Source organism: Wolbachia endosymbiont (group B) of Cyclophora punctaria (genome assembly GCF_964028235.1).
Lineage (GTDB): Bacteria > Pseudomonadota > Alphaproteobacteria > Rickettsiales > Anaplasmataceae > Wolbachia.
The window spans coordinates 591,750-615,929 of the sequence record NZ_OZ034749.1; the positions used below are offsets into that span (position 1 = coordinate 591,750).

Sequence of the window (24,180 nt, forward strand, 5' to 3'; positions counted from 1 at the left end):
GTTCAGTTTGTCAAAAAGGTTGCCAATTAAGTATACGTAACAGCTCTTCTGGTTATGGAGTATAAAATGTGAAAAAAGAGAATAAATGCTCTAATTTTTTAGATTACAAAGTAATAGGACAGGAAGTAAGAAATCGTAGATTAGCAAAGGGCTATACTCAAAAAGATTTAGCAAAAAAAATCGATACAACATATCAGGTAATACTGCAATATGAAAAAGGAACACGCAGAATTTCAATTAAGAAGTTATATGAATTAGCAGAAGCATTATCAACAACTGCTAGAGATCTAGCTTGCGGACAAGAAGTATCAAATGAGGAAAAGTACGAGGGAGAAGAGGTATTAAATCTAGTAAGAAGACATAAAGAGATTAAGGATCAAGAATTACGTGAAACGTTTTATTTATTAACCAAATTCATCCGTATTAGTGAGGAAGAAAGTGGAAAGGCAGTAAAAGTAGAGGTGGCAAAGGGTTTAGTTAAGGAAGGAGTTTCTGCTCATGTTATCTCTCGAACAACCAATTTATCTATTGATGAATATGATAATGATGAGAAAAAAATTTCTATTCCGTATAAAGTAGGTCAAAGAATAAAAGAATGGAGGTTGAGAAGAGGATACACTCAGGAAGATTTAGCAAGTAAAGTGGGTATAATAAATCAAAGAATATATGAATATGAACAAGGACGAGCTGCTGTTTCACTTGAAATGTTAGATGAAATAGCAAAGGTACTATCAATTAGTATTACAGACCTACTTCCAGAAACAACAGAAAATGAGAATAGTGAAGCAGAGCTATCAAAGTTAATAGAAGAATACAAAAAGATTAAAAGCCAAGAACTACGTAATGTACTAATAAAATCTCTGTTTGAAAGTATACAAGTTTGCAAAGAGAAAGTGGAGAGAGTAGAAAGGATGAAAATTGCAAAGAATTTAGTTAAGGAAGGAATTTCTATCAATATTATTTTAAAAACAGTAGGCATCTCTTTAGACGAAATTCAACAAATTTAAAATAAAAAATCAGTATCTATTAATATCTTTATTTTTTGATGAAAAAATAAGTAAAAAAGATTGAAAAATTGATTTGACTTCACTCAAAAGCTATGGCCTTATGCCAAGACTGCTAAAAAATGGCAGTAAATATATAAAAACATTTTGTTATTAGTGAAGGGTAATTTTTATGAATAATAAGAAAGATCGTAGAGAAGAAATAGAATTCAGAGCATTAGAAAGCAACGGTAAAGCTCTACTTGATCGTGAAGTAATAGAAACGTTTCTAAGTGCAGTGCATGACAGGGAAGAAGCTCGAATTATTGCTAGAAAGCTAATAGATAGTTTTGGAATAGGAGGAGTTTTAGGCCAGGAAATAGATGACTTGAAAACTATAGAAGGGATAACTGACTCTACAGTAGCAGTAATTTTATGCCTAAAGGAAGCTGCAAAGAGAGTACCAAGAGAAGAGTTAAAGAAAGGACCTGTAATGGATAACTTGGAAACCATAGTAAAATATTTAAGGGTGAGTATTGGTTATTCGGAGGAGGAAAAGATGAAAATAATATATTTTGATCAAAAGTGCCATTTAAAGGGGGAAGAAGTGTTCACTGGTACAGTGGATAAGGTACCTTTTTACATAAGAGAAGTAACAAGAAAGGCATTAATAAGGAAAGCGACGTCAATAATAATATCGCATAACCACCCAGAAGGAAGGTTAAAGCCATCTGATGAGGATGAAGCTGTAACTAAAGACTTGGCTAAAGCTTGTCAGACTATAGGGATTAGGTTACTGGATCACATTATCATTACAAGTGTTGGATATTTTAGTTTTAAAGAGCAAGGACTGTTATAAAGCAGATGTTTGAAGTAGATGAAGAGTCTTACTTTTCATGAGTTATTTAGCTACTTGAATGAAGAAAGTATTTGCAAATACATTAATTCTTGTTTATAATTAATGAGAAAGTATATATTAAATTAATTATAAAGTAATAAAGTCGGTTATAGACTTAGTAAAATATATTTAATAGCGGAGGCTAATATGAGTAATAAAATAATTGTACCTTTTGATGATCAAGAAGGAGGTACTTACGAGTTAAACATTGATCTTGATAGATTATCAAAAGGTGAGGTGTTAAATGCGATTATAGGAATTGGTCGTACTAAGGAGCAATCCACCTTTGTAAGCAAAATTAATAAGGCTAAAAAGCCTGAGGAAATAGCACCTTTCCCTGGTAGAGAAGTTCGCGAAAACAAAATCAACTGTGGGAAAGGATTTGACTATGTTTATGGCACAAAACCTGCAAGTGATCAAGAAGATAAAAATCCATTTACCTCTGCCTTGCAAAAAATAAAGCCAAGTATAAGCGAAAGTGAAAAGTTGAGCTGGTTTAAGAGTGGAGTGGTAAAAGCAAAAACCCCAAAAGAGATGAACAAAGTTATAGATGAAGTAATAGGTGATGGAACAAGGCTAAATGCATGTAATGATGGGGAATGGAGTTTCTCAGAGTATGTAGTATTAGGTACACATTTTCATAAATTTGATAAGGTTGATCGTAAAAAGGTAATACGTAAATTAATGTTAAGCGGTGCAGAGTTTCATGATACTCTACTACAGAATAAACTGATAGGTGAAATCTATGATGAGCTACAACCAGAAGTTCAGCCACAGATAGATAAGCAACTAGAAGAACTAGAAAAAGCTGGCGAAAGTGCTGTTCAAGAAGGATCCTTAATAGATCTCGAGATAGACAATACAACATCATATATAGAATTTTCTGATAATAGCAAGGTAGAGGTAGCCAAAATACTGGAAGCAAACAGAAAGTTAGGAAGTAATATTTTAAAAATTGGTAATGATGCAGTTGAGGTTAAAAGCGAGAAGGGAGGTATAAGAAACTATATCGATATGTCAGATGAAAGCTCTATTATATTACAATTTCCTACAAGCATTGGTCAGCTAAATATTATATTGTACCACGATGTAAAAAAATATGATCAAGTACAAGTCAGAGTAGAAAACAAGGAAATGTGGGCTGAGTTACAAAAAAGAGGCGAAGAAATAGGAAAAAACTGCCTTTTTGGGGGAGTGAAACTTCAAGAAGCAGTAGAGAAAGGTAATTTCACTAGATGTGGCATATGGAATGAAAAGTATGCTATAAAAGAGATTAGCAATGATGAAGTATTGTCTTCATGGGTAAATAGGGTATGTGGAGGTAGTAAAGAAACCTTTAGGGAACTTTAATTCATTTATTTTAAGGTTCCAGAGTTTACTGGAGCCTTTGAGCTATAGTAGAAAATATTATATATATGGTTTTTTGCGTGGAAAAAAGTCTAGATTATGAAGTAGGACAAAAAGTAAAAAGTTGGAGGTTAGAGCGAGGTTATACTCAGAAGGGTTTAGCTGAGAAAATTGGTGTAAAGTACTGGGTAATACTGCAATATGAGAAAGGGAACCGTAAAATTCCAATTAAGAAGTTATATGCTATAGCAGAAGCATTATCAGTAAATGTTAAAGGTCTAGTTTGTGGAGAGACGCTACCAAATGAAAAAAGATATTTTGAAGATAAAGAAATATTAAATTTAGTAAAGGGGTATAAGGATAAAGAATTAAGCGAGGTATTTTATTTATTAACCAAATTTATTCGTTTGAGTGAGGAAAGAAGCAGAAAAGCGGTAAAAATGGAAGTAGCAAGGGGTTTGATGAAAGTAGGAGTTTCTGCTCATGTTATCTCTCGAACAACTAACTTATCTATTGGTGAGTATGAGGAGAACAAAATTCCCATTCCATACAAAGTAGGGCAAAGGATAAAAGAGTGGAGATTGATACGAGGATATACTCAAAAAGATTTAGCGAATAAAGTTGGCATAACAAATCAAGGAATATACGAATATGAACAAGGGCGAGCTGCTGTCTCACTTGAAATGTTAGATGAAATAGCAAAGGTATTATCAATCAGTATCATAGATCTACTTCCCGAATCAGATGAGGATAGTGAAGCGGAAGAAAAGCTATCAAACTTGATAGAAGAATACAAAAAGATTGAGAGTCGGGAATTACGCGATATGCTAATCAAGTCTTTATTTAAAAGTATACATGTTTGTAGAGAAAAGGTCAGAGAGGAAAAGAAGATTGAAGTTGCAAGGAATTTAGTGAAAGAAGGAATTTCTGTTGATATTATCTTGCAAACGACAGGCTTATCAAATTATATGATTGAGAAATTTTTGTGATTTCATAAAAACTTAGCCAATGGTGGATTTTTTTGTGATAGAATATATGTTTGCTTCTGTAGGAAAAACAGCTTTTAGAGGATTTATCTATGATAATTCAGAGCATATTGGCTCAGCAAGCTACGAGCTGGGGAAAAAAATAGAAGGTTGTAGGATAGTACAAGGGTATACTCAGGCAAAATTAGCAAGCAAAATTGGTTTAACACATAAGGAAATACATAACTTTGAACTAGGGTGCAAGGCTATTACAATCAAAGAATCGTATATAATAGCAGGAGCATTGTCAGTTAATGTTATAGATCTACTTCCAGGACCAACAGTACTAAGAGAAAACAGTTGGTATGAAGATGAGGATAAAGAAATAGTCTATCTAACAAAAATACATAGAGAAATTAAGGATCAGGAATTACGAAAGAAACTGTATCCATTAGTAAGGTTTGTATATATTAGCGAAAAAATTAGTCAAGAAGAAGCGAAAATAGAAGTAGCAAAGAATCTAGTGAAAGAAGGAGTTTCAGTTGATATTATTTCCCAAGTGACTCGCTTATCTACTTATGAGTATGATGATATAGAGAAAGAAATTTGTACTGATTCTATACTCTACAAAGTGGGGAAAAGGATAAAAGAGCAGAGATTAATACGGGAATACACTCAGGAGGACTTGGCAAATAAAATAGGTTCAACACCTAAAGAAATACACGACTATGAACGAGGATATACAGACATTCCAATTGAAATATTATATAAGATAGCAAAGACATTATCAGTTAACATTAAAGCTCTTGGACTAACAGAATATGAAAATGAGCCAGTTTTGAGGTTTGTAGGTAAATGCGAAAAAATTGAGGATCAAGAATTACTGGATACGGTAGCCAGATCTTTATCTGAAGGAATGCAAACTGGTAAAGAAAAGGTTAAAAAAGCAGAGAAAATCAAGATTGCAAAAGATCTAGTTAAGGAAGGTGTTGCTATTGATATTATTGTGCGAGCAAGTGGCCTAACTGCTGATGAGTGTGAAAATTGAATTGTGTTAAACAATATATTAAGATGTAAGTAAAGATAGTTATATATTTAATATTTCTATACAGAATTTTTCTATCACTTTCTGATTGTCCTCTATCATTGCCTTTGCCTCCTGTTGAAGAAATTTGATATTTTTTGATGTAATGTTATCCATGTCAGCCGACGCTAGCTTCAATTGCGATTGTATTCTTACGTATCTATTGCCTATTACTTGATTCATCTGATAATTTACGCAGTCCAATCCAGAGGCAAACATCACATTTAACAAAGGTTTTATCCAGCCTATTTTTCCAAATCTCTTTGAATTGGCATACTCTATGCTTCTGTCTGTTCTTCCAGTACCTATCGATAACAGTAGAATATCATCATTTGGAAATAACCTCTTACCACTTGCATATGCACAAGCCGCTGGATTATTGGCAAACACCCCACCATCCACTAATACTCTGTTTATCTGGTTAATTTTTAGATGTTTTGGTATGAAATAAGTAGGTGCAGCCGTTGCAGCTCTGAGTGCATCTTTCAGCTTAATATTACCTTCTTTCCAGCTTTTGAAGAAAAATGGGCAGTTATTGTGAATATCGTAACTCGTAATCAACACATCACTTAAAGTGTTTTTAAGGATATCATCGCCAAAATATTTATCCAGTACAAATTCAATATTTTTATGTGGGTATTGTGTGCAATTAAGCCAAGAAAATATTGATCTTCTCAAAAATGAAGATTTAAAAATATATGACCCGTATTTTTGGTAAAGCTCGACTAAATCATTGGCTGAATATTGAGGGTTTCCTTGTTTATCTTTTTTACATAATCCTGCTATAACAATTCCACCGGTTGAGGTTCCTGCCACTAAATCAAAGATTTCAGCTATCGGTTTCCTTGCCCTCTTTTCTATTTCTGCTAGTATAATGGCTGGTATGATGCCTCTTATGCCTCCGCCGTCAACTGAAAGGATGTATTTTGCCATGGTTAGGTATTTATTGATTTTATTAACTTGTTCGCTTTTATCGGGATGTGTTTCCTGCCCAAAAGCCACAGTCTGCTTCACGCCTGGAGAAAATTGCACCAACCTAATAATTGATTCCGTAGACTATGCTAAAAAATCTGTGTTGGTTCAGGCATACCAATTTACCTCAAAGCCTATTGCTGAATCCTTGGTTCAAGCTAAAAAGCGTGGAGTTGATATTAAGGTTATTCTAGATGAATCACAAACTAGTTCAAAACATAGTGTAATTAACGAATTATTTGAGCACAAAATCCCGATATGGATTGACTTTAAACCAGCGATTGCTCATAGTAAAATAATGATTATTGATGATAACAAAATAATAACTGGCTCTTTTAATTTCACCTATGCAGCTGAATCAAGAAATGCTGAGAATCTACTGATTATAACAGGGGATCCTCAATTAGTTGAGCAATACATCGAAAACTGGAAGGATCGTCAATCTCAATCTGATCCTTATACACCAAAAGTAGAAGAATAATTACTTTAAATCAGCTTTAAGTTCATCCAATTCCTCAGAAAGATTTTTTACCCTTTCCTCAAGTACTAACACTTTTTCCATTAAACCATATTCAATGAGTTTATCGTGAAATTGTACCCTTGAGTCTAGCTTGGATAACCACCATATCAATGCTACGGTTTGGATTAATATGGTAATAATTACCGTAATTGGGATTTTTTGCTTTTTCATGTGAAAATATTAACTTGTTATGGATAGTTTTAGAAATTTATGTATAGATTATAGAAAACTTACAGCTTTAGTGATTACTTTTTGTTGATTCGTATTGATCCTCTGCTTTAGCAAGTAGCTTTATGATTTCTCTATATGTTTTGCCTTTGTTTTTATCATATCGCAATTCCACTACAGCCATATCTCTTGGTCTTCTTCCATCTCGATCTGTAGCTATAGGATTTGATCCTTTATCTAATAAGAATTTGACAATTTCTAAATGTCCATTATCTGCAGCATAATGTAGTGCTGTTCGCTTAAATTTATTGGCAGTATTTATATCAACATCCTTTTCTACTAAAAATTTTATAATTTCTAAACATCCTTTTTCTGCAGCATAATGCAATGCTTTTTCGCCAATATTTACATTATTTTGTATCAAGAGCTCGATATTTTCTAGGTCACAAGTTTCAGATGCAATCTCTAATTTAGTAATGCTATCTTTATATCTCTTTTCAGATAAGGAAATACATACGATTACAATACATACTGCTAGTGCTATTAATAAAATTAGTCTATTTTTATATATGATCGAATTTATGTTCATGTATTATATATTTATTTGGAATTAAATGACCATTTGCTTAAGTTTCACTTAAACAGCTTTGCTCACTGTTGCCTCTACTATAGTTTGATATCCTCTATTATTCAGAATATGTTCTGCCTTGCTAATTATCCATTCACCTTCAATTTCCTGACAAAATCCTGAAAGGCTGATCTTAGCTTCTGCAAATAATTCTGGATTACCAGGAACAGTTACATTTAAATTTGATGTACTACGTTTTAGTTGTTTTAACTTAGCTGCTGCTGCACTAATTGCTGATTCTGCGGTAGAGTAAAGCGTTTGCAGGGTATAACTTGGACCCTCATTTCCCACTTTCTCTTCTATAGTTTCTCCCTTTTCATAACTGTGCCATTTTGCAATAACAGATCCATATTTGTTACGCACATTAAAATTTACCTCCCAATTTATAATATCTTTAGGTGTTAATACTGTTGTACCTAACATCTTTCCAGTCGCTGATCTTGCTTCTCCCTTTGGAATAAAAATTATATATCCTCCTGCTGGTTTTACTAGTGCATCATATTTTTTGCCTAATCCTTCCAAAAAACTCATGTCGCTTTCATCTGCTTGAATGGTATGTGGTATAAATGTATTTTCAAATCTTTCAGCGACTTTACCTTCATACCCATGTTCTTGTGCTATTTCTTTAATCAAATCTTCCAAGGTAATGTCTTTCCATTCCTTTGATTTTCTTTCCTTTAATGATCCTCTTAAACTTGCAGCGTCACATTTTATTCTTAAAGTTTGTGGTGGACTTTGTATTGTAATTTGATTTGCCTTATATACCCCCATAGGTAATAAACCTGTTTCTTTATATCCTAGAAAAACCTGTAAATTACCCTTAAGTTCTAAAGCGCTAGAGTTATAACTAATATATATCTCAGCTTCGTCACTTGTAGTACCGGATCCATCAGTAACACGTAATAATATTAAACTCTTTTTTAAAACCTCTGTTACTGGGTTATTTTTTGCTACTATATCAAAGTCTGGCGTCATTCATCTAAAATATTTATGACAGATTCTTTCGATATTTTCTGAATTTTAGGAAGCTTAATTCTTAATCCAGCGGGCAAAAAGCTTGCGTATTCTGCAAGGCCTGGATTTTCAAGCAATACTTCCTCCACTGCTCCACTACTGTATCCATAATGTTTCCAGCAAATGTAATCCAACATTTCGTTTTCTTTCGTGTAATAATAAATCACTTACTGTAACTTTTTAACTTCAAAATAAACTCAACTTTTCTCGGTTTTCCATCAGGAAAAAATAATATCTGCTTTTCTTCTACATTAGTAATGACAAAATTTCCAAATACACTTCCTGAATTATCAACTAGAACGTGTGGTTCTTGAGTGTTACGTATATTTTTTAGCTGTTCTAAGCCATTACTCTGATAACGTGAATAAATCACTCCTGTTAAATCAATACATTCAATTCCTGAACCAATGTTTTGTAGCGACGTTTTTTCAATACATTCAATTGTATACCACCTTTTTTCTTTACTGTATCTTAGGCTTATTGGTTCAAGCTTACATTTTCCAAGCAACATCAATGTAACTCTTCAACTATATCAAAAAGTGCCCCACGTGCTTGTTCTCTAAATCGTTCTATTACTGCATCAGCAACGCTGCGGACATCTTCAGACTTAATGTTGATATTAAACGTTTGATAGAATGCTTGGTTATATACTTTAGATTCCCTATTTTCATATCTACTTTTCTTGAATGCTTTCTCAATTTCTTCTTGTTCTATAGCTCTTTTTTCTTCTATAACACCTTTAACTTTAAAACTCTCAAAATTGCCTTTACTATTTTCTGAAAATTGTTTAATAGCACTATTACTTGTCAATGGGTTTCCGTTACTGAAAATGCTATTTTTAGAAAGCTTATTAACAAAATTTCCATTATTTTCAAATTTTCTAATCGGGTTATTCTCAGCAAATATGCTACTAACTGTATTTCCCATCCATGAAAAAGCTTTTCCTATAGGTTCAATGAGTGATTTCCAAAAGCTAGAGAAAAAGTCTTTCACTTTTTGCCAGTTAGTTAGAACATAAGCTGCACCAGAAACAAGACTCGCTATTAAAAGTCCAATTGGGTTAGTCATTACAGCTAGTGTTATTGCTCTTAGCCCTGTTATTACTGCAGGGAAAACTATAGCTGATAAAAATGAAAATGTTGCCAATATCGTTGCTTTAAGACCAAAAATTGTACTTCCTAATAAAGTAATTCCATAGCCTACTCCCACTACTAAGACTTTCAAACTTATCAAAGCTGCTAAAGTACTCATGATTACTGTAGTTAAAGTTGGATATTTTTCTGCAAAAGAAGCTATACGCTCTGTTATTGCTTTCAAACTTCCAGCTACATAATTTAAAGTAGGCAACATCACTGACCCTAGATTCATTCCAGCTTCAAATACTGCATTTTTAAGTAATTGTAATTTATTAGCTGTAGTGTTTGCCCGATTTTCAAATTCTTTCTGCATTGAGGAGCGGTACTTTCCTTTATCAGCTACCTGTTCAATAGCTTTCTTATAAATGTCTAAGCTTCCTACTAAAAGAGCAATGTCATCTTGAAACCCAGCGCCAAATAGATTCATAAGAATACCGGCACGCTCTTGATCGTCTATTCTTTTTAAAGTTTCAAGGAATTGTAATATTGCCTCTTGAGGATTTTTTTTAATGGTTTGTTCGAGCTCTTCTATACTTGTTCCCATCTCATCTAATGCATCGTGAAATTCAGGACTTTGCTCTCTTGCAGTCTGTAGTTTACTAAGAAAGTTATTTATAGCAGTTGCTGCTTTTTCAGGTTGTTTACCTAAACTTATGAACGTACTTGCTAAGCTACTTGCTTGATCAACTTCTAAACCAAACTGTTTAGCATTACCACCAATTCTATTTAATGTAAGAACCACTTCTTGTGCTTTAGCAGCGGTATTGTCTGAGAGATGGTTTATTATGTTACCTACATTTTCCATACCATCAACTTTAATTCCATAGACGTTGGATATTTTCGCAATAGCATTACCAGCTTCTTCTGCCGACATATCAAACGCTGTGGTCATTTTGGCAACTACTGTTGTAAACTTAATAAGATCATTTTTGTCAATACCAAGTTGACCACCACTTGCAGCTATTTGTGCTAATTCTGCAGCTGACAAGGGTATCTCCCGAGATAATTTCTTTAACTCTTTAGCAAACTTTAATGCTTCATCTTTAGTGTCATTTTGCACAAATTTTACTACTTTCTTTACATCAGCCATAGCCGATTCAAAATCAACAGCAACTTTAATTGGCGCTGCAAGCGTTAGCCCTAGCCCAATAGTCTCTATAATTTGTGACTTAAAATGTGCTTTGCTTGCTAAAAAACTTTGGTGACTACGTATTGCAGACCCAAGCTTACCATACTTACCTTTTAGCACTTCAATAGAAGAACCAAGTTTATATTGATCACTTACTAATGACTTAATATTTCTTCCACTTTTTCTTACTGCTTCATTAAATGAATGCAAAGCATCTCTCTTTTTCAAATATGCTTCTTTTGCTTTTATTGCGGAGGTTTTGGCCTTGTCAAATTCTGCTTTTAAGGTTTTGCTCGGTTTCTCTATTGCCTTCATTTGTTTAGCTAAAGATTTTACTTGATCTTCAAAGCCCTTCCACGACCTCCTGCTAGTCAAAACATCATGACCCAACTGCTTAAATTTTGATACTGATTTTAAAGATGAGTCAAGCTTCCTTATGTTCTCACCAAGATAAGTAAGTTGATTACTACTGCCCTTTATTACAGTATTAAAACTGCCATCTAAAACAGCTCCGATTTTTATAGATAACGTTGACATTTAAGCTCCCTTGCTAATTTGCTCCATGAAATAAATTCACTAATCTCCATATCAAGAATGTGCTCAACTCCACCACCTATGATAGAGCCAAGCACTAGTATTTCTGATCTCAAGTTTTTTGGATAATCGGTGAAAAAAAATCCTTTAATACCTCTTGCACTTTTACATAATCAGCAATATCTAATTCTTCAATTGCTTCTTTTGCAACTGATGTCAGATTGGCAGTCAAAGTTACTTCCTTATTTAGGTCACTACCACTAATGCGTTCTATTGCCAAATAGTCTCTAACTTTTGGACGTCTAACGGTAAGTTCTGAAACAGAAATTCCATCAACTGTAATTGGGTTGTTTAGTGTTATAGTTTGCATAAAATTCTCCTATAAAAAATAAAATCTTGTAAAACATTTATAACTATTTGATCAACATCTAAAAAATATAATTCTAAAAATCTTCATATTCCAAGTACCGTCTGAAGTAGTGCCATCTGATCAACACCGTTAATCTTACGGATCATATTTTCAGCATCGATCTCTATTAATTCATTACCACCTATAGTAAGTTTATAATAATGCGCAGCTACAGTGCATTTGAGAGTGGCTTTTTCAGCAGGTTTCCAGCTACCAAAATCAAATTCTTTAAAAATGCCTCTTAAATTGATTATTACTCCTTCAATATCATTGCTACCACTACCTTGCATTCCACCACGGAGCGTCAAAGCTACTGAATTCCCATTTATCAGCCCAAATAGCCGAAAGAGCTCTGTATCGTATTCAGCAAAAGTGAAATCTGCTTCAAGCTTTTCCATGCCCATGTCAATATTTATTGGGATATCCATACCACCAGCACGATATTCTTCGGTTTTTATGGTGAGCTTTGGTAACGTTATCTCATCAATTTTTCCTGCATAACCCCGACCATCTACGAATACATTAAAATTCTTTAAAATCTTCGGTAACATCTCTTTCTCCCATTTTTATAATATTGTACCACTCACAAGATGTGACCTGAAAGTAATCTGTTCTGCTGGATATGGTGGTGTAAATTCGAAATCAAAATATACTTTCCCGCTTGCAATATTTGCCGGTGTATTGAGTTCAGGTGTTGCATAACATTTTCCGCTAATAATAGCTCCTTGTGCTTTTAAATTGGCCAAATAAGAATTCACCCCCTCAATTACATCATCTATATAAGTTTTGGTAATATTGCGATCAACTGCCCATAGATGAGCTCGAAGTAGACTATCGTTGATTAAATCTGCAGTTCTTCTTACTGACAGAAAAGCCCATTTTGAGTCATTTGAACATGTTCTATTGCCCCAAAGCCTATAGCCGTTTTGATGAATTATCGTTGTTACTTCATTTTCATTTAAGTGGTTTGCTCTGCAATTTGTATTACCGAGCGTAAAATCAATAGGCCTGCTTGTTCCAACAATACCATTTATCTCTTTATTTGAAGGTGAATGCCAGAAGCCTTGTTCGCTGTCTATTTTAGCTATTAAACCAGCTACAAATGGGCTTGCCGGTTTTTCTTCCCCTTCAAATACCTTAACCCATGGATCAACTACGTAAACTCTTGAGCTGCCTACACTTTTTCTCCATTTTATTGCTTCTTCATCATTAGTATTTGGTCCATCTGCAACAATAATTGCTCTTAATTTTTCTGCTATGGAAATTAAAGCACTCACTACTGGATTTACTCCATCTATTTCAGGTAACTGATGAGTAAACTGAGGTGCAATTAATATTTTTGGAGCAATATGAACTATGCTTTCACTACTGAGGAATGCCTCTATCCCCTGATACTCTCCAGTCTCTTTATCAACACCGCCAATTATATTTTGGATAGTTTCACTTTCTTTGAGCTTTGAATCGCTGTTTTCACTTTCTTTAACTCGAATAACTACTACTGTTGCACCAATTTGGGAAAATATTCCGTTTGTTGCAGAAGGTAAACTGCCACTCTTTCCAAGTCTTGCTGCTTCTTTTAAGCTTCCTGCAATTAACACTGGTTTATTTAGCGGAAATTTTTGCTCATCTGCTTCAGGTGCAGTACCAATTACACCTATCACTGATGATTTAGCCGTACGTACTGCCCTTGCTCCAGAGGTTACCTCTATAACATTTACTCCGTGCAAAAATTCTTCTGTCATTTTTTTCCTTGCACGCTGATTTTTGAAAAGAATTTAAGTTTCTAGGTTTTGCATTTTTTGTTTACAATCATCTAGCAAAGTTTGCAGTTCTTCTTCACTTTTAGCTTCTTCAATTTTCCTCTTCGCCATGTCTTCCAACTCCTCGCATTTCACTATCGCTTTTACTGCTTTTTTCACTTTTTCCTCGATTATCCTTGCCATTTCGATAACTGTAATACCACGGACTTTTGCTAAAGGTTCTATAATTTCTTTATCCTTTTCATCTTGGTCTGCTAGAATGCTTTTTGCGGCTTTCGCTTGTATCGCATACGACTTAGACTTCTGGTGAGAATGTCCTGTGTATTGGTTAGTATAGTTATCATAATAAGCACGAAGATTAGAAAGTGCAGAAAATTTCGCATTTTGCAATAACTCCAATTCAATATCTTCTTGATTCCGCTGAGCAATTTTGCCTCCTTCTGTTAAACAATAGCTTTTTTGCCAATCAAAATCTTTTGGCGCTTCATACCAATTTTTACCTTTTGGCTTGCTTTCAAGTATTGTTGTTTCTACTTGTTTATCATTTTCAAATCTAATGTAGATAGACATTGTTTGTTACCTCCAAATCTCATGCGTGTTAGATAATCCAGGACATTGCCAAGCTTTTAGAGTTCTTTCCACATCTATCTCAAGCCCTGTAGTTAAAAAATTGCTCCGAAAGTTATAAATACTCCACCTCATAAACCAACTGTAATGGTGATAATCAGATGTGTAAAAATATGGCGATGCGTAAAATAAAATTGCTATTGTCTTATTTGCTGGCACAGTAATATTATTTGAACTACTAAATACTGCGGAATTAGTTGAGTAGTTGTAAATATTTGTCCAAGTTATTCCTGAGATTGCCGATTTATTAGTATTAACGTGACTAGGTGTTCCTACGAATAACCCTGCTCCTTCATATCCTGAACTCCAACGTGATGAACCACTAAAATGAAGCGTTCGCGTTTTATCGCTGTTTGTAGTGTTTTTTACAAATATTACTCCAAGTAGTGCATATGGGTAACTGTATTGATCTGAGCTGTGACTACGACGTAAAAATGCTTTTCTGTACAGAAATTTACCGTTACTTCCTTGTAAGAAGTACAACTGTGGTGGATGATAAAAACTAGAATACGTACAATCATAAGTATTACTACCTGCAAGGAGCTGCAGCATATAGTCGGTTTTTGCTGTATCTTTATACCACTGCCCTAATTCTGTTTTGAAATAGCCATTATCATCAGACCAACCATAGTCATTATATCGATTAAGAATGCCGAACAGAAAAGGTAATGATTCAGGTTCAACCATATTGCGCTTTCTTATCTCTTTTATAATTGATGACCCATTTGGCACATCATTAATCGAGTTAAATTTAGTTGTGAGTGTTTTTAATTGGTCTTCTCTGGTTTTTATTTCCTTCATAATTGATGAACCAGTTGGTATATCGCTTATGGCTTTAAGGCTATTTAATGTGTTTCTTATGCTATTTAAGTCTCCGGCATTATTGATGGTGGCAACATGTGAATCTTTTCTGCTATCAAGTAGTGATAAGTTTGTAATTCCTTTTTCATCTATTTTCTTTAACGACTTTCCTTCTAATTCAGAGATTGCCGCTAATGCATTGTTTTTACTACTATCTAATTTATTTAAATGACTTGTGCTACTGTCAAGAAGCTCTTTTAATTTTGCATCAGTCATCTGTACAATATCAAGTACTGTACTTTGCCCAGCAATAGACTCTAGAGATTTTGCGAGATAGGCGAGTTGATCAGGGGTAGCATTTACAGATAGATCTTTCAGTCTCTGATGCAATGCATAAACTACTTCTTTGGCAATTGTCATTCATTACCCCACAAATTTAAAAAAGATTCAAAGCTAAATCTTTCAAAATTACTTTTAAGTTGATTATGTTTATCTTCTCTTTCGGTAATATCTTCATCTATTTTTTCTATAGCTTTTCGAATACGTACTACATCTTCCACTGCAATATTTTCTGGATTTGGCAAAGGATATCCTCGTTTGGTTTGGTCATTTGGCATTGATTCAAGTAATAATCACTCGCAAATTTTTTACTTTAGGACGATAGATAACCGTTCCACTTAAAACTAATTTTATTCTTGTCTCATTAGCATTAAAGTTTGTCAGTACATGAGTCCTCTCTACCCAATTTTCCCCTATTGGTTTTCCTGATGTTAAATTTACTAATTGCCAATCCACATTTTTTTGCACATATGCTTTAACGTCTGCAGTGCTAGGTATTAGCGCATCATATGTTATGGTGATCTTAGTATTAGCCCCTGCTGTAATGCTTCTTGTAACATAATCTCCAGACTCTGAAAGATTACCCATAACTAGCTGTAACCCAGGATATAGCACTGGACTTTTCTCTCGCCCTCCTTTTAGGCTTGCTTTTACCGTTAGCTCTCCAGATAATCTTTCACGCAGTGCGAGCGGCAAATTATCAGACAAAAAGTTTTCTCTTCCCTCTTCATCTGTTAAGATAAATTCTACATTGGTATCAAATGCTACTTTTTCGACGTTCGTCAAAACAATTAAATCTGATACATTATTTACAGTAACTTTGCCCAGATCAATAACGTGAGAACTTTCGCTAAATTTTGCAGCTAGTAATCGAAACGTTAAATCTAAATTCTGATGCGGTGTCCAGGTACTTGCATTGCTCGATGATAATAATACTCCTACTTGATAAGGCTGACTCGTTACCCAGCGGCTATTTACTGCATCATATTTGCCAAGTTCTGCTATTTTGACTGTTGTCTCTGAATCATCGGTAAGTAAAACTATTGCATACTCTTCTCCTGCATGGCAAAACACTGGTGACCACTCTATACGTGTTGCTGTGCCATCTATCTTTATATCTTTTGGCTCAATATAGCTTTCAGCAATGACAGTTTGCGAGGGCACTCCCACTGCTGTTTCTCTAATCTGCACAACAACACGTTTTTTGCCTTTATTTATAAACCATAGCTCCACACCTCCTATGTGCCTACTTTCATTTAAAGTAAACGTTTGCGCTAAAGGATCAACTCTTCTTGCTGCGATAACTCTTCTTCTTTCCTCTATGGTAATTGTTTTTTTACCAGTATAAGTTGCTTCTCCATAACTGCCTTTATCACCGTAAAACTGTACTAATTTAGTACCTGCTGGAATGTTTGCTGGCACTTTCACCTTTCCCTTTAATTTTCCCTGGTTGTTAGCTGTGAGCATATTTTTACCTCTTACGCAGTAGGCTGAATGAAGATACCATCGAACTTCACCTCCTTGAGCTTTTCATTTGGCTCAAAACCTTCGATCTCAAAATTCTGTATTGCTTCTCTCATAAATTCAGTTTCGTATGAAGTACTTGACAGCAGCTCTGTCGTTTCTTTAACATTAAATACTCTGGTTACTGGACTTTTCCAATTAGTGGTAACCTCTGTCCAGTGGTCAATGTTTTTATTTAGAGTAATTTGTGCCGGGACTGGATCAAAAGCTTGATATGGATTAATTTTTTCACTTTTAGTCTGTAAAAGCTGCTCCAGTACCGGTTCAAGTTTATAAGGTAAAAGATAAGGTTCTTTACCTCTTTCAACATCAATAATTTCCACATCTATAGGTAAAATTAATTCTTTGTTTACTATTGCTGCAGACTGCGAAATTCCTTGATCGCGCATATCATCATCAAAGAATGAATCAACAAATACTCCTTTTTTGGTGGTAGGTTCTCTTGAATTTGCATCACTGCGTAAACGCTCCTGTGCAACCAGCGCATAAAGATCATTTATTCCTTTTTTCATTGCTTCAAGCTCATTCATCGGTACAGCATGAATAGCATTATTCACTATTTTTACCCCTTCTTTTTCTCCGTTTTTCCATGTCTGATGAATGTAGCAGAGCAAAAGTTGTCCGCTAGGTGCTTTAGGCATTGATGGTCGCCAAGGGTGAGCTATACCTTTTATTCTCCTTACTGCTCCTTTGCTATCGATAGTAATTAAATCATAGCGTGGCATTTTCCAGGTGTAATCAATCAGAACCAGACTGTTATCAACGGCACCTCTTACTTTACATCCCTCTTCATTTATATCTTCAGGACTTACCTGAGTGCGACAGCGATAGGTTATAAGGTAACTACTTCCAGGTGCTGGTTCTTTGCCGGGTAATGACCAATCAACGTTTCCTGCATTTAACTTATAGTCTATACTATTTTCATAAATAACATTGCCTTGTTTAATTTGAATAATCTCAAGTACCGCAGAGTCAGGTATTGGATCAACAGCTCCTGAGTATGAACCGTGAGTAATGGTAATGGTTTTTTGAACAGTTATATCTACTTTTTTAATTTCACTTATTGGAAAATCATTCACCTTCAGTTCCATTACTCTTTGGCTATTTGGCTGAAAAGTATGTGGTTCTGATTCAACTGATTTTATATCTGGATCGTCATCAAAAGAAACACGAATACTGTGAGGAAGTTCAATCTCATAGCCATCAACATGAGCTTTGCCCTCATTAATCACAAATATTTTTTTCCCCTTTTCGTCCCCTTCTTCTCTCTGCAAACAAATTACTTCTAGACCGTTTACTACGTAAGATCCATTTGCTTCTTTATCATAACGAGCAAGAGCTGTAGTTACTATGTTTGCTTGTGGTGGCGGTGAATGTTCTATTAATACTCCATTTTCAATGTTATAAATTGGATAAAATTCTCCTTCAGAAAAACGTGGAGAAAGACCTTCTGCTTGATAACCCCAAATGGTGGAAACTTTAAGCCTTGCAGCTCCTACTTCCTGATAGTTTCTTGTACCAACTGCAGGATCACGAAGATTTTCGTCCTCAAGTTCTGTAATTGTAGATTCTAGATAATAAACACCTATACGAACTGTGGTACTCAGTGGAATAACAAACTCTTCTTTTTCGACTTTTCTAACTGCTCCACGAAGATAGATTTTTCCTCTTTCAAGTGTAACTTTACCAGTTTCTCTATCTATAATACAATTACTTCCTGTTACAACATCACCATCACGAAATATTGCATCTCCTATGCCTTTAAGCTTAGAAAGAGCATACTCCTGAGTTTCATTTAATTCTGCAGACTGTAAACCTCTTCCTGCCAGGAACAAGCTTTTTTCGTATTCTTTGTCAGGATTAAAACGGTTATAATAGGCGTTTAAAGTCATTTTGTTTCAAAAAGTTACAACAAATGAAAAAGTTTCCCGAGTTGCAGATGTTCTGATAAGTGGTACGGTATGTTCCAAAACCAATAAAATCCCATGGTCTTCTATATCTTGAGGTTCAAAATATCTCTGTCCTTCAGGTAATTCTTTTTTTACTTTAGTACCAACCATAACCCCTAGCTCTCTGATTACTCGATTTGCTGCATCCGTGAAATCGAAAGTGAATTTGAGAAAAAGATTATTGGTTGGTACATCAGAAGGCCTAAACCTTCCAGAAGGAGTTATAAGTTCGCCGTTTTCATCACCTGTGCAGAATAGCACTTCATCTGCAGTACGTCTGCCAAGTTCATTCAAGAGCTTTATAGAATTTATAGGTTCAGGTGGTGTGCTTTGAATGTACTCTATGGTAACTTTATCACTTACTGGAATAGAGCTATTTTCCGTACGTTTAATTACACCAGTACTGCTATCAACTGTATAGTCAACACTTGGCTGATGCATTGTTTGTCCTGTAACAACCTTCACATCTTTAACAGGTTGATGATCAAGTTTTATTTCACCCTTAACGAAAGTTTTTTCTACTTTATGGCTATTTCCAGAGCTTCCATCACCACTTCCCCAAGCAAGATGGATAGATTGCTTTTTTATGCTGGCTGCTATTGCTGCTCTGCCTGATTGCGTTAGAATTGACATTATCTGTTTTCAACCCTCCTATTATATATAATCGCTTTTTCTCTTCAATTTGTTCAATTTTTTTTTATTATTTTTTTATGGTAGTATTGACGCAACTGTTTAATATACTACAGTTGTCATAATATTTTTTCTTTTGGATAATGATTGCCAATCAAGAATTCTGGGAAGATGATCTTGAAGTTCCTGCTACTGAGTTACTATTGAGTTTTCAAAATCCTGATTTGTGCAAAAGTTGGATTAACTCTCTTAATAATAAGCAATTAAATGTTATTCTTAAACAACACTTCAATTATCAACAGCATTTGTTTGATAATAGTCCTTATTATGACTATAGGTCAGTTCAGCAAAAGCGTAAATTCCTTATCGACAGCAACCTTGATTATTTACCTAATTATTATTTAATCAGCTACTTTAGCCGTTTGAAGTCTGATTCAGCCATAATTGAGATAGCAAAGCCTATATTGAGTGGCGATGTAAAATATGATAAAAAATCTATACTATTTACTCTCTTTCTTATTGACCATAACTTGCTGAAGCACGTCTTTCTTTTTAATAAAGTTCAAAAAAGAAGTTTTTCATCATTTATTTTAAATAATCCTCCAAGACAAAGACAGAGCTCATTTAAAGATTTTTTGTCGAAAGAGGTACTGCGAGAGATATTAACTCAACATGATTCTCTAGCAAATGACAACTTTGAAAGTAAGTTCAAAGGTTTTTTTTACTACCAAGACCGCATTTACTTATTTATACGTCGTGCTAGTGATTCAGACCTGGTACTTAGCTCAAACCAAGTAATACACGGTTACAAACCTGACTGGATTATTCTTGACTTCTCTTTAAATAGCAATCAGGTAAATTTGTGTACTAAAAACCTCAAACGTGGCTTAGAAATAGCAAACAGCATTGCCAGTCGATATTTTCAACGTGAATGCTCATTTATTAATCTACGTAATCAGAATAAAGTTGCCCAAGTGCGTACATTCTTGACTGACTGTGTACATGAATTAATAAAAGACATCAAATTAATTGAATTAAAGTTTACGTCACCTGAACCAAGCACTTATTTTACATTAAACACAAATTCCATAGAAAAGTGGTTAAAGGTGTTAGAGCCTTCAATTGGCAGTATAATCTACAATATTAGTCTTGTTCAACATATAAAGGTGATATTTAGAAACAAAAAAGTTACTCTATCTTTTCATGCCAATACAGACTATATAGCGATCAATTATTCAGAACACGTACTTGATAAAAAAGAACGTGAAGATTTTAAGTTAATGTTTTCCAATACTTATGGACTTACCATTCTGTCAAAAGCAAAATCCAACTTTCTACAGGCAAATAGTTACTAATCTGCTACGGTGGAGTGACTCTTATGATACACCTAGCAGAGATTATTTAGAAGTTGCACAATACCTGTCAAGTCTTGGGTTTGTAAATTTAAGAGAATATTACTTTATAATCTGTGCTAATGATGAAGATGAGTTTGATTTTCATGTAATAAATCCTTTCTGCAACAATAGATTAGAAATTGTCAGCGATTATGATGAAGATTATGATAACCCAATAATGTGTGACCTCTGTGAACGTGATATTTTACCTGATACTTATAAAAAACAGCGTTACTTTTCTTTAGAGGTAAAAGTTAATCATTTGAAAGTTATAGAATGGTTTGAAAAGCAATTAGCAAGTTTAAAGATTACTTGTAATAAAGTAGCAACCGGAGTTTATTATGTTATTGTTGACACAAGCCTTATCAGCTTAATTATTCCCGAATGCTGTCCTGATAACTCATACTCTGCTGTGGATAAGTTAAAAACCACCCCTACTGCTTTAATAACTTTTAATAAGGAGAGTCTTAAGCCACCACTGAATCTACACATTGTTCCTATAGCAGATCTAATTTGCGAAGATCAAAGTTTAAATGAAGTATTGCATCAAACAGTAGAAAAAGGAGTACCAGAATTATTACCTAATGTTTCTTTTCAGGCATTCAATTGCTATTCTTACATTCCATTGCAACAGACTAAGTCTACTCCAGCAGAAAAGACTTTTCAGCTCCATATTAAAGGCAATGACATTTGTGTTAATGGTATAGGAGTTATCGAAACACAGTCAAAGTCTGGAAGAATATTTTTTATTTTCTTAGATCAATTTTTTCATGACTTTAAAAGTGGAATTTCTCCAGAGCAATACAAAACTTTAAACGTTGGAGAAATTGCAAATCGCTTAGAAAACATTCACGATGTTGAACAACAAATTCGCAAACCAATAAATAGAATGCAAAAAACTATAGCAGAGAAATTGGCTATAACTTTAGGTTTAAATGTCAAAAAAGACGATATTATTCAAACTCTGCCATGGTCAGGGATAGGTACTAAGGAATATGGCTACAGGCTTAATCCTTTTACTATTGTTCTTAAAAAATGAGTGTTATTAAATATCTCTCCTCGTTAAATGCTCAGCCACTTTCATAACTTTTACGCGCTCTGGTATTTCTTTTTCATAGAATTTAATATAACCTGAAGCAACTAATGCGTTAACATATCTACGAATGGAATGACAACTCTTCAAACCAAATGTATCTTCAAATAAATAGCAAAATTGGCTTTTAGTATAAAATTTTCCCTTAGCTGCTCTCTCATTAATTAACCGTAAAATGATGTCATAACTTTTTTTTCGACGTTGTTTTACAGTTGGTTTTTCTGATACAGTTTGCCAACTGTCATTTACTTTTTCGATCTGCATAGGTAAAATAGATTTACCATTTCTAAGTTCAAATATCAATTGACGAGTATTTTGTTCTCCGTTTGGCTTGATCATCATTATCCCTGAAGTATAAAAACTTCTTAAAGCCGATGCTCCGCTAAAGTTTTGAAATGGTTCCTCTACTAATGACTTTTTCGATACCTTGTTAGTATTGTGCGTTAAAATGATTCCACAACTAGGGTTTGTTATAGACCTCAATTTTTCAACTCTATCTTTTAAAAAACAAAACATCGAGCTATTACTATTTTCTCCTTTATATTGATTGAAATCAAAAACACCACGTAGTGTATCTATAGCAATGATATCAACTGTTTTAACGTCTAGTCTCTCTGCTATAATATCTTTTACTTCTTCTACTCCTTGAGAATTCAAAAGTAAGCTTGTTTTTGGTGTAATAATTAAATTTTTTGATATTAATTCTAGAGATTTATCATCAAATTTCAATTGTTGTAGCCGTTCCTTAATGTAGGGATATTCAAGATCAGTTTGAAGATAAAAGATCTTTAATGGTCTAATTGGAACCATACTCAAAAACGGTAGTCCCGCTGACAGATGTGCTAACCAAGAAAGCAGTAGATCAGTCTTGCCAACCTTTGGAGCTCCTCCAAGTAGTAAAAGTCCTCCAGGAGTAAGAATTCTCGGTAAAATTATATCCTCTGGTGATGGAGATTTATCATTTAGATAATGACTAGCAGGAAATGCTTTTTTCTCAGATAATACACTTAAACTTTCACGGTTCTCAGATGATATACCTAAACTTTCAGGATTCTCACAGGACATACCTAAATTGTCTAGTTCCACTGCTACTTTTTTAACATATTGTTCATCTTTTTCCGGCCAAATTATTATATGCTTATCTGTTAGCATAGACCAATCCGTTTTCTCAATATCATCATCTATTGCAGTTGTTGCTGTAAAACCTCTCTTTATTAAACTATCAGCACGGTTTTCACCTTTAACTATAATCACTTCATCAGACTTAATAATACCGGGAATGTTATATAATGGCTTCAGACCATTCCTAGAGGTTCTTAGATTCCATATATGTCTATAATTGTTTTTATACAAATAAACATAAGCTATAGCCTCATTATTTTTATCAAGGTAGCTATATTTTGCTATTATACGCTCACTAAGCCACTTGGTTATAAGGCTGGTAATCTCAGAAAAATCAGTTTTATTGGTTATTATGCTCCAGAGTTCAATAATATCTCCGTTAGTTTTCTTATCACAGTTATACCAAGTGCCAGTTTGCTTACCTTCTGCCACTACCATCAAGTGGTCTTTATTAATATTTCCAGAATAGAACCCATAACCAAATTTACCACCAGGCAATAAGTAAGACAGACACTCTTTAATATTGTGAGCCAATAACATTTTTATCTCTTGTCTTGATTCAGTAATGCAAAACTCCATGTAACCTCCGATTAATTTACTATAAAAATAGTTGCAATTTATTTAGAATGGTATCCAATCAGCGTCTGAATTTTTCTCTTGTTCAGGAGTAATGACCGTAGCAATTCTGTTCCTATCTCCATAGGTATTATTAGCCTCAATGCCTACTTTTGCTGTGAACTCCAGGCCGTTTAAATCTGCAATTGAGTTGATTTTTCGCGCAAGAACTGCTTTTTCTGATGTGTCATTTGTATGAATATTACGAGCTGACTCTAAAATACTGCGAATCATAGAACGTCCAGATTCTCCCCAAGTATCTTCTTTACCTTCTGATTTGCCACTTTTAATACCAATTATTTGGTAAATCTTACATTTTGCGTATGGACCTTCAATGACGGTAAATTCAGCGTTTAAATAGATGCTGCCAGTATCATAGCTTTTAGTGAACCAATTTTCGTAACCACCAGGCTTAATTGCCATTTTTACCTTGACTATTGTACCTTTAGGTATTAAACTACTCTGTAGTTTCGCATTATTGAAATCAGTTAAAAAATCTTGCAGCATAAGTTGCCCCCTATATATCAATTGATTTTTAA

The 24,180-nt window shown here is 34.2% G+C and carries 26 protein-coding genes; 8 read left to right on the forward strand and 18 right to left on the reverse strand.

Annotated features, from left to right (window positions below):
• Positions 1-68: 68 nt before the first annotated feature.
• The 5 genes from ABWU33_RS02810 (at position 69) to ABWU33_RS02830 (ending at position 5,241) form a co-directional block, all read left to right on the forward strand.
• Positions 69-1,007, forward strand: a complete 939-nt coding sequence (locus ABWU33_RS02810; protein ID WP_264377092.1) for a helix-turn-helix domain-containing protein — start codon at positions 69-71, stop codon at positions 1,005-1,007.
• Between the two features lie 169 nt (positions 1,008-1,176).
• Complete coding sequence (locus ABWU33_RS02815; RefSeq protein WP_264377377.1) at positions 1,177-1,842, forward strand: RadC family protein; 666 nt, start codon at positions 1,177-1,179, stop codon at positions 1,840-1,842.
• A gap of 186 nt (positions 1,843-2,028) precedes the next feature.
• A complete protein-coding gene (locus ABWU33_RS02820; protein ID WP_264377094.1) occupies positions 2,029-3,231 on the forward strand; it encodes a hypothetical protein in 1,203 nt (400 codons plus the stop codon).
• 65 nt (positions 3,232-3,296) lie between these two features.
• Positions 3,297-4,217, forward strand: coding sequence for a helix-turn-helix domain-containing protein (locus ABWU33_RS02825; protein WP_264686027.1), 921 nt, complete (start codon positions 3,297-3,299; stop codon positions 4,215-4,217).
• A gap of 46 nt (positions 4,218-4,263) precedes the next feature.
• Entirely contained in the window at positions 4,264-5,241 is a 978-nt protein-coding gene (locus ABWU33_RS02830; RefSeq protein ID WP_264686056.1) for a helix-turn-helix domain-containing protein, read from the forward strand.
• 39 nt (positions 5,242-5,280) lie between these two features.
• Here the strand turns inward: ABWU33_RS02830 and ABWU33_RS02835 are convergent, their stop codons facing one another.
• Positions 5,281-6,210 (reverse strand): patatin-like phospholipase family protein, encoded by a 930-nt coding sequence (locus ABWU33_RS02835; RefSeq protein WP_264377097.1) that lies wholly within the window; start codon positions 6,208-6,210, stop codon positions 5,281-5,283.
• On the opposite strand from ABWU33_RS02835, the gene ABWU33_RS02840 reads away from it, so the two are divergent.
• Positions 6,197-6,730, forward strand: coding sequence for a phospholipase D family protein (locus tag ABWU33_RS02840; RefSeq protein WP_353280975.1), 534 nt, complete (start codon positions 6,197-6,199; stop codon positions 6,728-6,730). The two genes, ABWU33_RS02835 and ABWU33_RS02840, sit on opposite strands and share 14 nt — an antisense overlap.
• Here the strand turns inward: ABWU33_RS02840 and ABWU33_RS02845 are convergent, their stop codons facing one another.
• From ABWU33_RS02845 to ABWU33_RS02915, 15 genes are all read right to left on the reverse strand, one after another.
• Positions 6,731-6,940 (reverse strand): hypothetical protein, encoded by a 210-nt coding sequence (locus ABWU33_RS02845; protein WP_262986488.1) that lies wholly within the window; start codon positions 6,938-6,940, stop codon positions 6,731-6,733.
• A 67-nt stretch (positions 6,941-7,007) separates the two neighbouring features.
• Positions 7,008-7,526, reverse strand: a complete 519-nt coding sequence (locus ABWU33_RS02850; protein ID WP_262986489.1) for an ankyrin repeat domain-containing protein — start codon at positions 7,524-7,526, stop codon at positions 7,008-7,010.
• A gap of 48 nt (positions 7,527-7,574) precedes the next feature.
• Positions 7,575-8,540 carry a phage late control D family protein gene (locus ABWU33_RS02855; protein WP_264377099.1) on the reverse strand — a complete coding sequence of 322 codons (966 nt, stop codon included), beginning with the start codon at positions 8,538-8,540 and terminating at the stop codon, positions 7,575-7,577.
• Positions 8,537-8,716, reverse strand: coding sequence for a tail protein X (locus ABWU33_RS02860; protein ID WP_214303299.1), 180 nt, complete (start codon positions 8,714-8,716; stop codon positions 8,537-8,539). The genes ABWU33_RS02855 and ABWU33_RS02860 overlap by 4 nt, the downstream gene beginning before the upstream one ends.
• Before the next feature lie 26 nt (positions 8,717-8,742).
• A complete protein-coding gene (locus tag ABWU33_RS02865; RefSeq protein ID WP_262986492.1) occupies positions 8,743-9,090 on the reverse strand; it encodes a phage tail protein in 348 nt (115 codons plus the stop codon).
• Positions 9,090-11,381: a phage tail tape measure protein gene (locus ABWU33_RS02870; RefSeq protein ID WP_262986493.1), complete on the reverse strand. Its 2,292-nt coding sequence runs from the start codon at positions 11,379-11,381 to the stop codon at positions 9,090-9,092. The genes ABWU33_RS02865 and ABWU33_RS02870 overlap by 1 nt, the downstream gene beginning before the upstream one ends.
• 109 nt (positions 11,382-11,490) lie before the next feature.
• A complete protein-coding gene (locus ABWU33_RS02875; RefSeq protein WP_264686026.1) occupies positions 11,491-11,748 on the reverse strand; it encodes a phage tail assembly protein in 258 nt (85 codons plus the stop codon).
• An 83-nt stretch (positions 11,749-11,831) separates the two neighbouring features.
• Positions 11,832-12,338 (reverse strand): phage major tail tube protein, encoded by a 507-nt coding sequence (locus tag ABWU33_RS02880; RefSeq protein ID WP_265028097.1) that lies wholly within the window; start codon positions 12,336-12,338, stop codon positions 11,832-11,834.
• A 15-nt stretch (positions 12,339-12,353) separates the two neighbouring features.
• Positions 12,354-13,529 (reverse strand): phage tail sheath subtilisin-like domain-containing protein, encoded by a 1,176-nt coding sequence (locus tag ABWU33_RS02885; protein WP_264686023.1) that lies wholly within the window; start codon positions 13,527-13,529, stop codon positions 12,354-12,356.
• Positions 13,530-13,562: 33 nt separating this feature from the next.
• On the reverse strand, positions 13,563-14,117 hold the full coding sequence (locus ABWU33_RS02890) for a hypothetical protein (RefSeq protein WP_264377284.1): 555 nt from the start codon (positions 14,115-14,117) through the stop codon (positions 13,563-13,565).
• A 6-nt stretch (positions 14,118-14,123) separates the two neighbouring features.
• Positions 14,124-15,395 carry a hypothetical protein gene (locus tag ABWU33_RS02895; protein ID WP_230609034.1) on the reverse strand — a complete coding sequence of 424 codons (1,272 nt, stop codon included), beginning with the start codon at positions 15,393-15,395 and terminating at the stop codon, positions 14,124-14,126.
• Entirely contained in the window at positions 15,392-15,592 is a 201-nt protein-coding gene (locus ABWU33_RS02900; protein ID WP_353280977.1) for a hypothetical protein, read from the reverse strand. The genes ABWU33_RS02895 and ABWU33_RS02900 overlap by 4 nt, the downstream gene beginning before the upstream one ends.
• Before the next feature lie 4 nt (positions 15,593-15,596).
• Positions 15,597-16,781, reverse strand: a complete 1,185-nt coding sequence (locus ABWU33_RS02905) for a hypothetical protein (protein ID WP_264377286.1) — start codon at positions 16,779-16,781, stop codon at positions 15,597-15,599.
• 11 nt (positions 16,782-16,792) lie between these two features.
• Entirely contained in the window at positions 16,793-18,730 is a 1,938-nt protein-coding gene (locus ABWU33_RS02910; protein WP_264377287.1) for a DUF4815 domain-containing protein, read from the reverse strand.
• A gap of 6 nt (positions 18,731-18,736) precedes the next feature.
• Positions 18,737-19,420, reverse strand: coding sequence for a hypothetical protein (locus tag ABWU33_RS02915; RefSeq protein WP_264377288.1), 684 nt, complete (start codon positions 19,418-19,420; stop codon positions 18,737-18,739).
• Positions 19,421-19,560: 140 nt separating this feature from the next.
• Between ABWU33_RS02915 and ABWU33_RS02920 the strand changes: the two genes are divergently transcribed.
• Together ABWU33_RS02920 and ABWU33_RS02925 are read left to right on the forward strand one after the other, a co-directional pair.
• Positions 19,561-20,772 (forward strand): hypothetical protein, encoded by a 1,212-nt coding sequence (locus tag ABWU33_RS02920; protein WP_007301877.1) that lies wholly within the window; start codon positions 19,561-19,563, stop codon positions 20,770-20,772.
• On the forward strand, positions 20,714-21,850 hold the full coding sequence (locus ABWU33_RS02925) for a hypothetical protein (protein WP_007303017.1): 1,137 nt from the start codon (positions 20,714-20,716) through the stop codon (positions 21,848-21,850). Before ABWU33_RS02920 ends, ABWU33_RS02925 begins: the two co-directional genes overlap by 59 nt.
• A gap of 6 nt (positions 21,851-21,856) precedes the next feature.
• Here the strand turns inward: ABWU33_RS02925 and ABWU33_RS02930 are convergent, their stop codons facing one another.
• Together ABWU33_RS02930 and ABWU33_RS02935 are read right to left on the reverse strand one after the other, a co-directional pair.
• Positions 21,857-23,605: an AAA family ATPase gene (locus ABWU33_RS02930; protein WP_012482040.1), complete on the reverse strand. Its 1,749-nt coding sequence runs from the start codon at positions 23,603-23,605 to the stop codon at positions 21,857-21,859.
• Positions 23,606-23,647: 42 nt separating this feature from the next.
• Positions 23,648-24,148 carry a hypothetical protein gene (locus ABWU33_RS02935; RefSeq protein ID WP_007301871.1) on the reverse strand — a complete coding sequence of 167 codons (501 nt, stop codon included), beginning with the start codon at positions 24,146-24,148 and terminating at the stop codon, positions 23,648-23,650.
• Positions 24,149-24,180: the final 32 nt, after the last annotated feature.

Excerpts from the sequence above, each read along its gene's own strand:
- ABWU33_RS02825 (WP_264686027.1), top strand. The coding sequence starts at position 3,297 with ATGGTTTTTTGCGTGGAAAAAAGTCTAGATTATGAAGTAGGACAAAAA.
- ABWU33_RS02875 (WP_264686026.1), bottom strand. The coding sequence starts at position 11,748 with ATGCAAACTATAACACTAAACAACCCAATTACAGTTGATGGAATTTCT.
- ABWU33_RS02865 (WP_262986492.1), bottom strand. The coding sequence starts at position 9,090 with ATGTTGCTTGGAAAATGTAAGCTTGAACCAATAAGCCTAAGATACAGT.
- ABWU33_RS02835 (WP_264377097.1), bottom strand. The coding sequence starts at position 6,210 with ATGGCAAAATACATCCTTTCAGTTGACGGCGGAGGCATAAGAGGCATC.
- ABWU33_RS02905 (WP_264377286.1), bottom strand. The coding sequence starts at position 16,781 with ATGCTCACAGCTAACAACCAGGGAAAATTAAAGGGAAAGGTGAAAGTG.
- ABWU33_RS02815 (WP_264377377.1), top strand. The coding sequence starts at position 1,177 with ATGAATAATAAGAAAGATCGTAGAGAAGAAATAGAATTCAGAGCATTA.
- ABWU33_RS02925 (WP_007303017.1), top strand. The coding sequence starts at position 20,714 with ATGGACTTACCATTCTGTCAAAAGCAAAATCCAACTTTCTACAGGCAA.
- ABWU33_RS02920 (WP_007301877.1), top strand. The coding sequence starts at position 19,561 with ATGATTGCCAATCAAGAATTCTGGGAAGATGATCTTGAAGTTCCTGCT.
- ABWU33_RS02935 (WP_007301871.1), bottom strand. The coding sequence starts at position 24,148 with ATGCTGCAAGATTTTTTAACTGATTTCAATAATGCGAAACTACAGAGT.
- ABWU33_RS02870 (WP_262986493.1), bottom strand. The coding sequence starts at position 11,381 with ATGTCAACGTTATCTATAAAAATCGGAGCTGTTTTAGATGGCAGTTTT.
- ABWU33_RS02900 (WP_353280977.1), bottom strand. The coding sequence starts at position 15,592 with ATGCCAAATGACCAAACCAAACGAGGATATCCTTTGCCAAATCCAGAA.
- ABWU33_RS02830 (WP_264686056.1), top strand. The coding sequence starts at position 4,264 with ATGTTTGCTTCTGTAGGAAAAACAGCTTTTAGAGGATTTATCTATGAT.
- ABWU33_RS02860 (WP_214303299.1), bottom strand. The coding sequence starts at position 8,716 with ATGTTGGATTACATTTGCTGGAAACATTATGGATACAGTAGTGGAGCA.
- ABWU33_RS02930 (WP_012482040.1), bottom strand. The coding sequence starts at position 23,605 with ATGGAGTTTTGCATTACTGAATCAAGACAAGAGATAAAAATGTTATTG.
- ABWU33_RS02910 (WP_264377287.1), bottom strand. The coding sequence starts at position 18,730 with ATGACTTTAAACGCCTATTATAACCGTTTTAATCCTGACAAAGAATAC.
- ABWU33_RS02880 (WP_265028097.1), bottom strand. The coding sequence starts at position 12,338 with ATGTTACCGAAGATTTTAAAGAATTTTAATGTATTCGTAGATGGTCGG.
- ABWU33_RS02915 (WP_264377288.1), bottom strand. The coding sequence starts at position 19,420 with ATGTCAATTCTAACGCAATCAGGCAGAGCAGCAATAGCAGCCAGCATA.
- ABWU33_RS02895 (WP_230609034.1), bottom strand. The coding sequence starts at position 15,395 with ATGACAATTGCCAAAGAAGTAGTTTATGCATTGCATCAGAGACTGAAA.
- ABWU33_RS02840 (WP_353280975.1), top strand. The coding sequence starts at position 6,197 with ATGTATTTTGCCATGGTTAGGTATTTATTGATTTTATTAACTTGTTCG.
- ABWU33_RS02850 (WP_262986489.1), bottom strand. The coding sequence starts at position 7,526 with ATGAACATAAATTCGATCATATATAAAAATAGACTAATTTTATTAATA.
- ABWU33_RS02890 (WP_264377284.1), bottom strand. The coding sequence starts at position 14,117 with ATGTCTATCTACATTAGATTTGAAAATGATAAACAAGTAGAAACAACA.
- ABWU33_RS02845 (WP_262986488.1), bottom strand. The coding sequence starts at position 6,940 with ATGAAAAAGCAAAAAATCCCAATTACGGTAATTATTACCATATTAATC.
- ABWU33_RS02885 (WP_264686023.1), bottom strand. The coding sequence starts at position 13,529 with ATGACAGAAGAATTTTTGCACGGAGTAAATGTTATAGAGGTAACCTCT.
- ABWU33_RS02820 (WP_264377094.1), top strand. The coding sequence starts at position 2,029 with ATGAGTAATAAAATAATTGTACCTTTTGATGATCAAGAAGGAGGTACT.
- ABWU33_RS02855 (WP_264377099.1), bottom strand. The coding sequence starts at position 8,540 with ATGACGCCAGACTTTGATATAGTAGCAAAAAATAACCCAGTAACAGAG.